This window comes from Cnuibacter physcomitrellae (assembly GCF_014640535.1).
GTDB classification, from domain to species: Bacteria; Actinomycetota; Actinomycetes; order Actinomycetales; family Microbacteriaceae; genus Cnuibacter; species Cnuibacter physcomitrellae.
In genome coordinates, this window is record NZ_BMHD01000001.1 from 1,596,086 (window position 1) to 1,610,165 (window position 14,080).

At 72.3% G+C, this 14,080-nt stretch carries 10 protein-coding genes; 4 read left to right on the forward strand and 6 right to left on the reverse strand.

What is annotated here, in order from left to right; all coding sequences use genetic code 11:
* Positions 1–30 precede the first annotated feature (30 nt).
* Complete coding sequence (locus IEX69_RS07440; RefSeq protein WP_229756274.1) at positions 31–1,122, forward strand: AI-2E family transporter; 1,092 nt, start codon at positions 31–33, stop codon at positions 1,120–1,122.
* A gap of 159 nt (positions 1,123–1,281) precedes the next feature.
* On the forward strand, positions 1,282–2,724 hold the full coding sequence (gene argG / locus IEX69_RS07445; RefSeq protein WP_085020404.1) for an argininosuccinate synthase: 1,443 nt from the start codon (positions 1,282–1,284) through the stop codon (positions 2,722–2,724).
* A gap of 165 nt (positions 2,725–2,889) precedes the next feature.
* Here the strand turns inward: argG and IEX69_RS07450 are convergent, their stop codons facing one another.
* From IEX69_RS07450 to IEX69_RS07465, 4 genes are all read right to left on the reverse strand, one after another.
* Positions 2,890–3,933, reverse strand: a complete 1,044-nt coding sequence (locus IEX69_RS07450; protein WP_085020405.1) for an RtcB family protein — start codon at positions 3,931–3,933, stop codon at positions 2,890–2,892.
* A gap of 89 nt (positions 3,934–4,022) precedes the next feature.
* Positions 4,023–5,051, reverse strand: a complete 1,029-nt coding sequence (locus tag IEX69_RS07455; RefSeq protein ID WP_229756275.1) for a nitronate monooxygenase — start codon at positions 5,049–5,051, stop codon at positions 4,023–4,025.
* A gap of 3 nt (positions 5,052–5,054) precedes the next feature.
* Positions 5,055–5,981: an LLM class F420-dependent oxidoreductase gene (locus IEX69_RS07460; protein ID WP_085020406.1), complete on the reverse strand. Its 927-nt coding sequence runs from the start codon at positions 5,979–5,981 to the stop codon at positions 5,055–5,057.
* Positions 5,982–6,050: 69 nt separating this feature from the next.
* Positions 6,051–7,295, reverse strand: a complete 1,245-nt coding sequence (locus IEX69_RS07465) for an MFS transporter (RefSeq protein WP_174604483.1) — start codon at positions 7,293–7,295, stop codon at positions 6,051–6,053.
* A 145-nt stretch (positions 7,296–7,440) separates the two neighbouring features.
* Here IEX69_RS07465 and IEX69_RS07470 point away from each other — a divergent pair, with 145 nt between their 5' ends.
* Together IEX69_RS07470 and IEX69_RS07475 are read left to right on the forward strand one after the other, a co-directional pair.
* Positions 7,441–8,361: a ketopantoate reductase family protein gene (locus IEX69_RS07470; protein WP_085020408.1), complete on the forward strand. Its 921-nt coding sequence runs from the start codon at positions 7,441–7,443 to the stop codon at positions 8,359–8,361.
* Positions 8,362–8,414: 53 nt separating this feature from the next.
* Positions 8,415–9,044: a TMEM175 family protein gene (locus tag IEX69_RS07475; protein ID WP_085020409.1), complete on the forward strand. Its 630-nt coding sequence runs from the start codon at positions 8,415–8,417 to the stop codon at positions 9,042–9,044.
* A 27-nt stretch (positions 9,045–9,071) separates the two neighbouring features.
* Here the strand turns inward: IEX69_RS07475 and IEX69_RS07480 are convergent, their stop codons facing one another.
* Complete coding sequence (locus tag IEX69_RS07480) at positions 9,072–11,093, reverse strand: YhgE/Pip domain-containing protein (protein ID WP_085020410.1); 2,022 nt, start codon at positions 11,091–11,093, stop codon at positions 9,072–9,074.
* Entirely contained in the window at positions 11,090–14,074 is a 2,985-nt protein-coding gene (locus tag IEX69_RS07485) for an MMPL family transporter (RefSeq protein ID WP_085020411.1), read from the reverse strand. Before IEX69_RS07485 ends, IEX69_RS07480 begins: the two co-directional genes overlap by 4 nt.
* Positions 14,075–14,080: the final 6 nt, after the last annotated feature.

Here is a 14,080-nt window from a genome sequence, read left to right on the forward strand (position 1 = left end):
TCCGCTCGAACCCGGGCTAGCGTGGGCAGCGTGCGACGTGCCGACACCCCCACCCCGCGCGAGCCGCTGCTCTCGCCGACCCTCCGCATCCTGCTCGGCCTCGCGGCGGCGACCGTGGTGCTCGCCGGACTGTACTTCGCCCGGGAGCTGGCCGGGCCGCTGCTCCTCGCCGCCGTGATCGTGATCATCTGCCACCCCGTGAGGCACCCCCTGGAGCGCGCCGGATGGCCGAGCTGGGCGGCGACCACCGCGGTCATCGGCGTCGCCTACGTGGTCCTCGCGGCCCTCGGCGCGCTGCTGTACTTCGCGGGCACGCAGTTCGTGCGGCTGGTGGGCGACTTCGCGGATCAGCTCGAGTCGACCGCGCACTCGGTGGCGGTGTGGCTGCAGCAGTTCGGCCTCGACCAGGATGCGGGCGACGCGCTGCGGAACGCCGTGTCGTCCTCGAACGTGGTCGGGTACGTGACCTCGCTCGGCGGCACGGTCGTGAGCGTGCTCACGGCGATGTTCTTCGTGCTCGCCTACGTCATCTTCATGGCCGCCGACGGGGCGCGATACGCGCACGTCGAGCGCGAGTTCGGCGCCGACGCGTCGCGTCCGCTGATGGCGCGGGTCCGCTCGTACAACCGGAGCGTGCGCCGGTACTTCGTGGTGAACGCCGTCTTCGGCGCGGTGGTGGCGATCGTCGACGGCCTCGCCCTCTGGGCGCTCGGCGTGCCCATCCCGGTGGTCTGGGCGATCCTGTCGTTCGTCACGAACTTCGTGCCGAACATCGGGTTCGTCCTGGGTCTCATCCCACCAGCGGTGCTGGCGCTCGTCGTCGGCGGCTGGCCGCTGATGCTCGCCGTGATCGCGGTCTACTGCGTGGCGAACGTGGTGCTGCAGGTGCTCGTGCAGCCGAAGTTCGTCAGCGACGCGGTCGATCTCAGCCTCACGCTGAGCTTCTTCTCGGTGATCTTCTGGACGTTCATCATCGGCCCGCTCGGCGCGATCCTCTCGATCCCGCTCACCCTCCTGGTGCGGGCGCTGGTGCTCGACGGCGACCCCGGGACGCGGTGGCTGCGCTGGTTCTCGGGCCAGGGATCCGCGGCCCGCGAGCCCGGCGCCCCTCCGGGCGGCTGACCGGCAGCTCCCGAGCGGGCACCGACCCTGGACCGTAAACACCATGTGTTCGTATGATTGAGGCGCGGGGCGGCGAGGACCCGAGCCGCCGCCCCGCATCCCCTCTCGGCCGGATGCGCACGCGGATCCCGCACCGCCGCGGCCAGTAGCATTGAGGGCGTGTCGAAAGTCCTGAGCAGCCTCCCTGTCGGTGAACGTGTCGGAATCGCCTTCTCCGGCGGCCTCGACACCTCGTGCGCGGTCGCGTGGATGCGCGAGAAGGGCGCGATCCCCTGCACCTACACCGCCGACATCGGCCAGTACGACGAGCCCGACATCGCCGCGGTCCCCGGCCGCGCCGGCCAGTACGGCGCCGAGCTCGCGCGGCTCGTCGATGCCAAGACCGCGCTCGTGGAGGAGGGGCTGGTCGCGCTGGCGTGCGGCGCGTTCCACATCCGCTCGGGTGGCAAGACGTACTTCAACACCACCCCGCTCGGCCGCGTCGCCACGGGCACGCTCCTCGTGCGCGCCATGAAGGAGGACGGCGTCGAGATCTGGGGCGACGGCTCCACCTACAAGGGCAACGACATCGAGCGCTTCTACCGCTACGGCCTGATGGCCAACCCGTCGCTGCGCATCTACAAGCCGTGGCTCGACTCCACCTTCGTCAGCGAGCTCGGCGGACGCACCGAGATGAGCGAGTGGCTCGTCTCCCGCGGCTTCCCGTACCGCGACTCCACCGAGAAGGCGTACTCGACCGACGCCAACATCTGGGGCGCGACCCACGAGGCGAAGAACCTCGAGGACCTGAACGCCGGACTCGACATCGTCGAGCCGATCATGGGCGTCGCCGCCTGGCGCGAGGACGTCGAGATCGCGACCGAGGAGGTGTCCGTCCGTTTCGAGGCCGGACGGCCCGTCGCGATCAACGGCGTCGAGTACGCCGATCCGGTCGCGCTCGTCTACGAGGCCAACGCCATCGGCGGACGCCACGGGCTCGGCGTCTCGGACCAGATCGAGAACCGCATCATCGAGGCCAAGAGCCGCGGCATCTACGAGGCTCCGGGCATGGCGCTGCTGCACATCACGTACGAGCGGCTGCTCAACGCGATCCACAACGAGGACACGGTCGCCAATTACCACACGGAGGGTCGCCGCCTCGGCCGCCTGATGTACGAGGGACGCTGGCTCGACCCGCAGTCGCTGATGCTGCGCGAGTCGCTGCAGCGCTGGGTGGGATCGGCCGTCACCGGCGAGGTCACGCTGCGTCTGCGCCGCGGCGACGACTACACGATCCTCGACACCACCGGGCCTGCGCTGTCGTACCACCCGGAGAAGCTCTCGATGGAGCGCGTCGGCGACGCCGCCTTCGGCCCCGACGACCGCATCGGCCAGCTCACGATGCGCAACCTCGACATCGCCGACTCGCGGTCGCGGCTCGAGCAGTACGCCGCCGCCGGCATGATCGGGGGCCCAACCGCCGAGCTCGTCGGTCAGCTGGAGGTCGGCGAGGCCGACCGCATCCTCGGCGCGGCGACGGCCCCGAGCTCCGCGGAGGAGGCGCTCGAGCGCGCCACCGACGCCGCCTCGGAGTCCGCCGCCTTCGACGCCGGCACCGACTGAGCCCTGCCCGCGGCGCGCAGCGCCGCGGAGCACACCCAAGAACCGCGGCTCCCGGCCTCCGCGACCCGCAGTTCCTGGGTGCGCTCGCTCGTCCTGCGTCGGATGCGCGGCACCGACCCGGAGTGGGCTCGGGCGACCCGCGCAGCGCGGGTCGCCCGCCCGGGCTCAGTCCCCCTTCACGTTCACGAGCTGGCGGAGTTCGTGGCGGATCTCGACGAGGTCGGCCGCATCCGCCATCACCCGGTCGATGGGCTTGTACGCCTGCGGGATCTCGTCGAGGAACGCGTCGGAGCGGATCCACTCGATCCCCGCCATCGCCTCGTCGAGCTGATCTCGGGTGAACGTCTTCCGCGCCTTCGTCCGCGAGTACTCGCGCCCGGCGCCGTGCGGCGACGAGTGCAGGGAGTCGGCGTCGCCCCGGCCCACCACGACGTACGAGCGCGTGCCCATCGACCCGGGGATGAGGCCCGGCCGACCGGCGGACGCGTCGATGGCGCCCTTCCTCGACAGCCACACCTCCTCGCCGAAGTGCGTCTCGCGCTCGGTGTAGTTGTGGTGGCAGTTGACGCGCTCGAGCTCGTCGACGGGGCCCCAGTCGGCGAGCGCGGCCACGACGCGGTCCATCATCTCCTCACGGTTCTGCAGCGCGAACTCCTGCGCCCAGCGCAGCTCGGCGATGTAGCGGTCGAACTCCTCCGTCCCCTCCTCCAGGAAGGCGAGGTCGCGGTCGGGCAGCGTCACGCCGTCGCGGAGGCAGCGCTCCTGGGCGACCGCGATGTGGTGCGTCGCGATCTTGTTGCCCACGCCCCTCGAGCCCGAGTGCAGGAAGAGCCAGACCCGGTCGAGTTCGTCGAGCGACACCTCGATGAAGTGGTTGCCCGAGCCGAGCGACCCCAGCTGCAGCACCCAGTTCGCCGCGTAGGAGGCCGGGTCGAACCCGGCGTCGTCGGCGGGCAGATCGCCGGCCGTGAACTGTGTGCGCACGGCGATCATGCCGCATCCGATGTCGACCCCCACGGCGGCGGGGATGATCGCGCCGAGCGTGGGGATCACGCTGCCGACCGTCGCGCCCTTGCCCAGGTGCGCATCCGGCATCAAGGCGACGTGCGGGTGGATGAACGGCATCGCCGCCGTCGTGATGGCCTGTTCCCGAGCGTTCGGGTCGAGGATGGACGCCCAGCTGAGCAGGCGTTCGGTGATTCTCTCCATGGTGTGCTTCCTGCTCGCTCCCCCCGGAGCGAGCCTTGCAGGATACACGGATCCGTTCGGCTGCGGAAGCGGACGACCGGAGGAGAGGACTACGGGACCAGGGTGGAGAGGATCGTGGCGGCGGGGGCCGCGAGGGCGCGGTCGTGGTGCACACCCGCCCAGAGCGCCATCCGCTGGGCGTCGCCGGCCGCCGCGGCCGCCCTGCGGAGGGGCGACGTGACCTGGTGCACCTCCGGGTACCCGAACGGGGCGTCCGACTCGTGGTCGCGCATGAAGTCGTTGACGAGGCCCCGGGCCCACCGGCCGGTGAACGCCTTCGTCAGGGCGGTGCGCGGGTACTCGGCCGAGACCAGGGCCGCGCGGTACGCGGGGGGCGTGCCGGCCTCGTCGGAGCGGAGGAACGCCGTGCCCGCCTGCGCCGCCGCGGCCCCCGCGGCGAGCACACCCTCGACGTCCTCCGACGAGGCGAGGCCGCCGGCGACGACGATCGGCAGGCGCGTGTTCGACGACAGCTCCGCCAGGAGGGCGTAGAGCGGCTGCTCGCTCGGCAGCGCGAGGGGGTCGAACGTACCGCGGTGCCCGCCCGCGAGGGGCCCCTGCGCGACGACGAAGTCGGGCTTCGACGCCTTCGCCTCCACCAGCTCGGTCAGCGAGGTGACGGTGACGCCGACGGCGACCCCCGCCTCCTGCAGCCGGGCGACGACCGCCGGCGACGGCACTCCGAACGTGAAGGACGCGACCGACGGGGAGGTCTCCTCGAGGAGGGCGATCTTGGCGTGCCAGTCGTCGTGGTCCGGATGCGGCTCCCCCACGGAGACGCCGAGCCGCTCGGCCTCGGCCGTGAGCGAGAGCGCGTACTCGGCCACCTGCTCCGGATCCGCGATGGACTGCCCGGGGACGAACACGTTGACGCCGAACGGCGCATCCGTGAGCATCCGCGTCTGGACGATCTGCTCGCGCACCTGGTCGGCCGTGAGGTAGCCCGCCGCCAGGAACCCGAGCCCGCCCGCGGCGGACACCGCGGCCGCGAGCGCCGGCGTGGAGACGCCGCCCGCCATCGGGGCCTGGACGACGGGCGCCTCCAGGCCCGAGACGTCGAATCGGGAGCCGTCGGGCACGGGTCAGTCCCCGACCTGGGGCACGATCTCGCGGGCGATGAAGTCGAGGTGATCGAGGTCGTGCAGGTCGAGCACCTGCAGGTAGACGCGCTCGACGCCCTGCTCGCGCAGCTCCCCGATCCTGTCGACGATCTCGGATGCGGTGCCGGCCAGGCCGTTCTCCCGCAGCTCCGCCGGCTCGCGGCCGATCGCCGCCGCGCGACGGGCGACGGTCGCCTCGTCGGATCCGGCCGCGACGACGAGAGCGGTCGAGTAGACCATGTCGTCGGGATCGCGGCCCAGCTCGACGCACGCCTCGCGCACGTTGCGGAACAGGCCGGGGAGGGTGCCCGGGTCGGGGAACGGGACGTTGAACTCGCTCGCGTAGCGGGCCGCGAGGAGCGGCGTGCGCTTCGTGCCCTTGCCGCCCACGATCACGGGGAGCGGCGACTGCGTCGGCTTCGGCAGCGCCGGCGAGTCGACGAGCTCGTAGTACTGGCCCTTGAACGAGTACGTGTTCCCCGGCTCGGTCGCCCAGAGCGAGGTGACGATCTCGAGCTGCTCCTCGAGGATGGAGAAGCGCTTGGGCGGGAACGGGATGCCGTAGGCGCGGTGCTCCTCCTCGAACCAGCCCGTGCCGAGACCGAGCTCCACGCGTCCGCCCGACATCTGGTCGACCTGGGCCACCTGGATCGCCAGCACACCCGGGTAGCGGTACGTGACGCTCGACACGAGGGTGCCGAGGCGGATGCGGCTGGTCTCGCGGGCGAGCCCGGCCAGGGTCGTCCACGCATCCGTGGGGCCGGGGTTCGGATCGCCGGGACCCATGCGGAGGTAGTGGTCGGAGCGGAAGAAGGCGTCGAAGCCGAGCTTCTCGGTGGCCTGGGCCACCGCGAGGAGATCGTCGTAGCTCGCGCCCTGCTGGGGTTCGGTGAAGATCCTGAATTCCACGCCCCCATCCTGCCAGGCCCCGCCCCTCATCCCACCTCCCCCTCTCGGTTTCGCGCGGGACGGGGTAGGTCAGCGGAGGGCGCGGGTGGCGCGGAGGGTGGCGGCGAGGCCCGCGGTGGTGAAGACGAGGGTCGAGATCACGAGCACGAGGAGGGAGCCGTCCCAGTCGGCCGTGGCGTCGTGGACGGCGCCGACGAGGGTGGGGGCGGTGGCGCCGAGCGCGTATCCGCAGCCCTGCACCATCGCCGAGAGCCGGCGCGAGTGGGTGCCGTCGAGGGCCATCTCGACGACGAGCATGAAGACGATCGTGATGCCGCCGCCCTGGGCCACGCCGCCGAGGAACGCCCAGGCGAACCAGCCGTCGGGCGCCAGGAGCAGCCCCACGGGGCAGCTGATCCACAGGGCGGCGACGAGCGCGAACGTCCGGGGGATGCCGGCGCGCGAGGCGAGCAGCGGCACGCCCAACGCTCCCACCACCGCGGCGATCTGGAACACGGAGGCGCTGGCGCCCGCGGTCGTGGCGTCGTACCCGACCCGATCCTCGAGGATGGTCGGGAACCACGCCGTCAGGCCGTAGTACGTGAACGCCTGCCCGGCGAAGGCGAGGGCGAGGAGGACCGCCGAGAGGTTCTTCCAGGTGCGCGGCTCGCGCCGGGTGAGGACGGGGATGCCCCGGGTGTCGACGATCATCGTGTCGACGGCCCCGGTCTCGATCGCGGGCCGCAACGGCCCCCAGTGCACGGCGGCGCGCGGACCCACCGCGAACAGCCAGGCCGCGGCGGCCAGCGCGGCCAGCGACACCCAGGCCAGCAGCGCGACCTGCCATCCGAACGCCGCCGCGAGCGGCGCGGTGGCGAGCGAGGTGACCATCGAGCTCACGTTCATGGCCGACGTGTACGCGCCCGTCACGATCCCGACGCGGTACGCCGGCACGTCGCGGCGGATGATGACCGGCATCACGACGTTCCCGATCGTGATGAACGCGCCCATGATGATCGTGCCCGTGAACGCGGCGGTCTCACCGCCCGCCGAGCGGACGATCGTGCCGATGCCGACCCCCACGATCGCGACCGTCGTCGCGAGGTTGGCGCCGGCCTTCCCCACGAAAAGGGACGCGAACGGCGTCATGAGGGCGAAGCAGAGCACCGGCAGGCTGGTGAGCAGGCCCATCTGGGCGGCGCTGAGCCCCAGGTCGGCGCTGATCGCGCCCGTCACGGGGGCCACGGCGACGATCGGCCCGCGCAGGATGAACCCGATGAAGACGATGCCGGTGAGGATCGGCCACACGCTGCGGCTGCGGTCGAGGATGCTCATCGTCCGATCCATCCTACGGGCGGCACTCCGTCCGCCGAGCACACCCGGGAACCGCGGCTGACGCGCTCATGGGTACGCTCTTTCCGGGTGTGCTGCAGCGACCGACGGACGTCGCGCGGCCGCCCTCGACGAGTGAGGAGAGACCATGCGGGTGCTCATCGTGGGGGCGGGGGCCGTGGGCGGGTACTTCGGCGCGGGGCTGATCGAGGCCGGGCGCGACGTGACCTTCCTCGTGCGCGAGAGGCGGGCGGATGCGCTGCTCCGCGAGGGCCTGCGCGTCGCGGTCGGCGACACGGTGACCGTGCACGAGCATCCGCAGACCGTCACCGCGGCCGACGCGGGCTCCGCCGGTCCCTTCGACGCGGTGGTGCTCTCGGTGAAGGCCTTCGCCCTCGACGCGGCGATCGACGACATCACCCCGTTCGTCGGTCCGGACACGATGGTGCTGCCGCTGCTCAACGGGATGCGCCATCTCGACCGACTGCAGGACGCGTTCGGCGAGCGCGTGCTGGGCGGGCTGTGCGTGGTCGCGGCGCAGCTCGAGGAGGGCGGCGTCGTGCGGAGGCTCGCCCCGGGCGCGAGCCTGACCCTCGGCGAGCTCGCCGGCGGAGAGTCGGACCGCACGACGGCCCTCGCCGCCGAGCTCGTGGGACAGGGCTTCGACACGCGTCTCACGCCCGACGTGCGGGCGATGATGTGGCAGAAGTGGGTGTTCCTCGCCTCGGGCGGCGCGGTGACGAGCCTCCACGACGGCGCCGTCGGCGAGATCGTCGCGACGCCGACGGGAGCGCTGTCGGCACTGCGGATCATCGACGAGGTGGTCGCCGTCGCCACGGCCGAGGGCTACCCGCCCACGGCGCGAGCGCTCGAGACCGTCCAGTCCGCGCTGACCGAGCCCGGCTCGTCGTTCACCACGTCCCTCTTCCGCGACCTGCGGCAGGGTCTCCCGGTCGAGAACGAGCACATCCTCGGCGACCTCGTCGAACGAGCCGTCCGCCGCGGGATCGACACGCCCCTCCTCGCTGCCGCGTACGCCCGCATCCGCGTCTACGAGAACCGCCGCTGAGCCGCGCCCGTCCGCCCTCGGCGGAGGGCGAGGCGGCCTGGCAGGATGTGTCCATGGCACACGAGCGCAGCTTCGACCGGCTGGTGAACTTCTCGGACGCGGTCGTCGCCATCGCCATCACGCTGCTCGGCCTGCCGCTCATCGACCTCGCGGCCGAGCTCGGGCAGAACGGGATCGACACGGTCGGCGAGCTGCTCCTCCACAACGCCACACGCCTGTTCGGCTTCGGGCTGAGCTTCGCGGTGATCGCCGTGTTCTGGATGGCCCACCACCGCGTGTACGACTACCTGACGGGCTACACCAGAGGCCTGATCTGGCTGAACATGCTGTGGCTCGCGTCGATCGTCTTCCTGCCCTTCCCCACGGAGATCATCGCCAGCGGCCACGACGACGCGGGGGCCGCCGCCCTGTACATCGGCACGATGATCGTGACGGCGGCGGCACTGCTGGCGCAGATCCTCCTCGTCCGGGCCCGTCCTGAGCTCATCTCGGGCGGCCGTGAGGCGCTGAGCTACGTCCCGGCCCTCGCGGTGACGGTCGCCCTGTTCGTGGCCCTCGGCGTCACGATCCTGGTGCCGGGGACGCACCTCTGGACGCTGCTCCTCATCGTGCCCGCCCAGGTGGTGACGCGCCGCATCCAGGTCGCCCGAGAGCGCAGGACCGCGACGCCCGGGCCGCGCTGACCGCCGCCCGCGCTCATCCGAGCCGGCTCAGACCCGGCGCGGGCGGCGCGCCGACCACGCCGGCACCACCCAGCCCAGCGCCGTCGGCCTCCGCCGCCGCCCGAGCACCGCCCACGCGAGCAGCAGGCCGACCGCGAGCGTCACCAGCAGCACGGCGACCGCCGTCCACACCGTCGACGCCGATCCACCCGCGAGGATCGCCTGCAGCCCCGAGACCGCGTAGGCGAGCGGGCTCACCGTGTTGATCGCCTGGAACGGCGCCGACAGCAGCTGCACCGGATACAGCCCTCCGGTCGACGCGATCTGGAGCGCCAGGAGCACCAGGGAGACGAACGCCCCCATCCGCCCGAACGCGGTCGTGAGGAACTGGTGGAAGGCCATGAACGCGAACGACACCAGCAGCGAGAAGCCGAGGGTGGCGGGCAGCAGGCTCCAGGATGCGCCCAACGCCAGGTGCAGGAACGCGACGACGACCACGGCCTGGCCGACGCCGAAGACAGCCGAACGGAGGAAGGTCCGGCCGACGAGCCGGCCCGTGGACGCGGGCGATGCGAGCATCGACCTCGAGAACGGCCGCAGCCACAGGAAGAGGGCGAGCGCGCCGATCCACAGGGCGACCGGGATCATCACCGTCGAGACGACCTGGCCGACCGAGGAGACCTGATTCGCCGTGTTCACGTCGACGGCGACCGGCTGAGCGATCACGTCGGCCGCGGACTGCGGATCCGAGCTCGTGCGCGACCCGAGCTGGTCCGCCCCCGTGGTCAGGCCGGACGCGAGCTGACCCGCCCCGCTCTGGAGCTGCGCGGCACCTGCCCCGAGCTGCTGCGCGCCCTGCACGAGCGCGGGGCCGTTCGCCGCGAGCTGGTCGGCTCCGGAGCTCAGCGCCGGACCACCGGCGGCCAGCTGCTCGGCGCCCGAGACGAGGGCCGGGCCGTTCGCCGCGAGCTGGTCGGCGCCCGAGGCGAGCTCGCCGATCCCGCTCTGCAGAGCCGGCATGCCGTTCCCCGCCTCGGCGAGCGCGCCGCTGTTGGCGTCGAGCTGGGAAGCGCCGGCGGCGAGACCAGCGAGCTGCGCCTGCACCTGCTCCGGAGTGAGCAGCCCCGCCTGCGCGGCCGCGCTCAGCTGCGAGAGCCCCTGCGTGAGCTGAGTGACGCCCGACGCGTACGAGGCCACACCGGTGCCGAAGTCGCCGAGCTGGGCGGTCTTCGTGCGCAGTTCGTCGGCGCCGCTCGCGAGCTGGCCGACGCCTCCGGTGTACTGGGTCACTCCCGAGCTGAGCGAGGTCACCCCGTCGGTGTACTGCGCGACGCCCGAGGCGAGCGTCGACGCGCCGGAGGTGTACTGCGAGAGACCGTCGGAGAGCTGGGTGGCGCCGTCGGCGAGCTGCCCGGCGCCCGAGCCCAGCTGGGTCGCGCCCGCGGCCGCATCCTTGAGGCTCGTGCCCACGGTGCCGAACGACGTGTAGATGCCGTTCACGACGGTCGCGGTGATGGTCTGCCCGAACCCCGCCTGCACCGCCGTCCCGACGGTCGAGGCGAGCACGCCGGACAGGTACCCGTGCGCGTCGTCGGTCTGGATGTCGATGAGGCCCTGCTTCGGGTCGGGGGTGCCGAGCGTGTTCACCGTGGCGGAGAAGTCGCTCGGGATCGTGAGGACCGCGTAGTACGTGCCGTCGGCGAGGCCGGCTGCGGCGTCGTCGGCGTTGGTGACGGTCCAGTCGAACCCGTTCTGGCCCGAGCCCGTCAGCTCGGTCACGAGGCCGCGGCCGGCGAAGTTCACCGACTGCGTCCCGTCGGCGTTCGTCGTCGTGACGAGCTGGTCCTCGTTCACGATGGCGGCCGGGATGCTGCTGATCGACTGGTCGACGTTCGACAGCGCCCCGGCGAACAGCCCGTTCACGGCGAAGGGGGTCAGGACGATGGCGATCGCGGTCACGACGATGAGCGCGATGCGGGTGCGTCGCCGCGACGCCGCCGACGGGACGGACGGCACGGGCGCGGTCGGGGAGGACGGCGCGGTCGAGCGGGCGGGGGTCACGTCGCTCATCGGTGGGCTCCTTCGAGTCGGGCGGGATCGAGGGATCGGGTGCCGCCCGCGAAGCCCGCGGACGGCGTGACGGCGGGGCTCCCGCCGAGGTCGATGCGCACCAGCGCCCGCCCGTCGAGGTCGGACTCGGCGGAGGTCGCAGACGCAGCGGGGACGGGGACCCCGATCACCACGGTGACGTCCGACCCGACCACCGCGGCGACGGCGGACAGGAACGCCTCCGACCCCACCGCGAGCGGCGCGTCGCCGGGGTCGGCGACGACGAGCCGGGCGCCCTGCGCTCCCGCGAGGGCGATCCGCAGCAGGGCGAGTCCGGTCGCCGAGAGCGCGCTGAGCGGCGTGTGGATCGACACACGCCCGTCGGAGGCGGAGGCGGTGGCCAGTGCATCGTCGAACCTGCGCACGAGGTCCTCGACCTCCTCGCGGGGCACGCGACGCAGGGCCGAGCGCCCCCACCGCATCCGCTCGAGGATCGCCTCGCCGACCGTCTCCGCGTCGCTGACCGGTCCGGAGCCCGCCGGACCCCCGTCGAGGTCGACGAGCGCGGACAGCCGCTCGACCCGGGTCCGCGCCGAGGGCAGCGGATGTCCGAGCACCTGCAGGTGGCCGCCCGCCGGGGCGACGCGTCCCGCGAGGGCGCCCGCGACGAGTCGCCGAGCTCCCGGATCGCCGGCGAGCAGCACGATCGCACCCTCCGGCGCCGACGCGGTGACCGTGGCGGGGACGCCGTCGACGCGCAGGCCCTCCGCGGTGAGGACGTCGCCCCGCCGCGCATCCGCCCAGGCCTTCGCCTCGATGTGGGCGCGAAGCCCCTCCCCCTCGACGTCGACGTTCGGCAGGAGCCGGTCGAGCCAGCGCGGCAGGGACCAGGCCCGCCGGCCGAGCAGCGTCATCACCGCCGGGACGAGCGTCATGCGGACGAGGAAGGCGTCGACGAAGACGCCCACGGCGAGCGCCAGCGCGATCATCTTGATCGCCCCGTCCCCCTCGGGCACGAAGGCGAAGAAGACGAAGAACATGATCAGCGCGGCGGCGGTGACGACGCGCGCGCCGTGCTGGAAGCCCACCCGCACCGCACGCCGGGCGTCGCCCGACTTCACGAACTCCTCGCGCATCCCCGAGACGAGGAACACCTCGTAGTCCATCGCGAGGCCGAAGAGGATGGCCATGAGGAGGATCGGCAGGAAGCTGATGATCGGACCCGTCGACGTCACGTGCAGCAGGTCGGCGAGCCACCCCCACTGGAACACCGCGACGGTGACGCCGAACGACACGCAGACCGAGAGGGCGAAGCCGAGCGCGGCCTTGATCGGCACGGCGAGCGACCGGAACACCATCGCGAGGAGCACGATGGACAGCCCGACGACGAGAACGCCGAAGGGCAGCAGCGCGTTGGTGAGCTGGGTCGAGACGTCGATCGCGACCGCGGTCTGACCGCTCACCGTGATGGGCGTGCCGTACTGGTCCTCGATCTCGCCCTTGAGGTCGCGGAGATGCTGCACGAGCTCCTTCGTGGCGGGATCGTCGGGCGCGGTGGTCGGCACGACGCGGAAGATCGCGGTGTCCAGTCCCTGATCGGGAAGGCCCTGCCCCACGTAGGCGACCCCGTCGACGGCCTCGAGGTCGGAGCGGATGCCGGCGAGGTCGTCCTGGATGTCGGTGGTCTGCGTGATGTCGGCCGCGACCACGATCGCGCCGTTGTAGCCGGGCCCGAAGCCCTGGGCGATGAGGTCGTAGGCCTGACGGGCGGTGTCGTCCTCCGGCTGGGACGCGGCCGTCGGGAGGTTGAGGTCGAGGCTCAGCGCCGGGATCGACGCGACCCCCAGCAGCCCGATGATCGCGACGATGAACACGATCGGAGCCTTCATCACGATCCGCACCCAGCGGCCGCCGAGCGACGGTCTCGCCGTGCCCTCGCCCTCGTGCTCCGCGGCCGCGAGCGCTCGTCGCTGCGCGCGCGAGCCCGCCTTCGGGACGAGCCGGCCCCGGGCGACCCCCATGATCGCGGGGATGAGGGTCACGGCGATGCTCACCGCCACCAGCACCGCGAACGCGGCGCCCACACCCATCACCGACAGGAACGGGATGCCCACGACGAGGAGCCCCAGCAGGGCGATGATGACGGTGACCCCCGCGAAGACCACGGCCCCGCCGGCGGTGGCGACCGCCTGCGCCGCCGACTCCTCCGGATCGAGGCCCTGCGCGAGCTGGGATCGATGCCGCGAGAGGATGAAGAGGGCGTAGTCGATCCCCACCGCGAGCCCGATCATCACCGCGAGCATCGGCGCCGTGCTGGAGACGGTGGTGAAGGCGGCGGTGACCATGATCGCGCCGGAGGACAGCCCGACCCCGAGGATCGCGGACAGCAGCGGCATCCCGGCCGCGAGCAGCGATCCGAACGTGACGAAGAGCACCACGCCGGCGAAGAGCACGCCGACCGCCTCGGTCCAGGTCAGTCCGAACGACACCTCCTGGAACACCGAGCCGCCGAACTCCACGCGGACGCCGTCCGCCTCCACTGGGGCGGCCTCCGCCTGCAGCTCGTCGAGCGTCTGCGTCGTGACGTCGGTGGCGGGCCCGTCGAACTGCACCTGCGTATAGGCGATGGTGCGGTCCTCGGAGATCGCGTTGGTGGCGTACTCCGAGTACGGGTCGACGACGGCCGCGACCTGGTCGAGATCGCCCATCGTGGTCGCCATGTCCTGGATGGCCTGCTTCACCGCGGGGTCGTCGACGGTGGAGCCCTTCGGCGCCTGGTACACGACCTGCGCCGACGCCCCCGCCACCTGCGGGAAGACGCGGTCGAGCTGGTCGATGGTCTGCTGAGACTCGGTGCCCGGGATCGTGAAGCTCTCCTGGAACTGGCCGCCGAGGGCGAGCCCGGCTCCGAGCACCGCGCCGAGCGCGAGCACCCAGGTGGCGATGACGTACCAGGCCCGCCGGTAGGCGAACCGTCCGATCCGGTAGAGGAAGGTGGCCATGGGAAG

Excerpts from the sequence above, each read along its gene's own strand:
- IEX69_RS07450 (WP_085020405.1), bottom strand. The coding sequence starts at position 3,933 with ATGGAGAGAATCACCGAACGCCTGCTCAGCTGGGCGTCCATCCTCGAC.
- IEX69_RS07465 (WP_174604483.1), bottom strand. The coding sequence starts at position 7,295 with ATGAGCATCCTCGACCGCAGCCGCAGCGTGTGGCCGATCCTCACCGGC.
- IEX69_RS07470 (WP_085020408.1), top strand. The coding sequence starts at position 7,441 with ATGCGGGTGCTCATCGTGGGGGCGGGGGCCGTGGGCGGGTACTTCGGC.
- IEX69_RS07475 (WP_085020409.1), top strand. The coding sequence starts at position 8,415 with ATGGCACACGAGCGCAGCTTCGACCGGCTGGTGAACTTCTCGGACGCG.
- IEX69_RS07480 (WP_085020410.1), bottom strand. The coding sequence starts at position 11,093 with ATGAGCGACGTGACCCCCGCCCGCTCGACCGCGCCGTCCTCCCCGACC.
- IEX69_RS07485 (WP_085020411.1), bottom strand. The coding sequence starts at position 14,074 with ATGGCCACCTTCCTCTACCGGATCGGACGGTTCGCCTACCGGCGGGCC.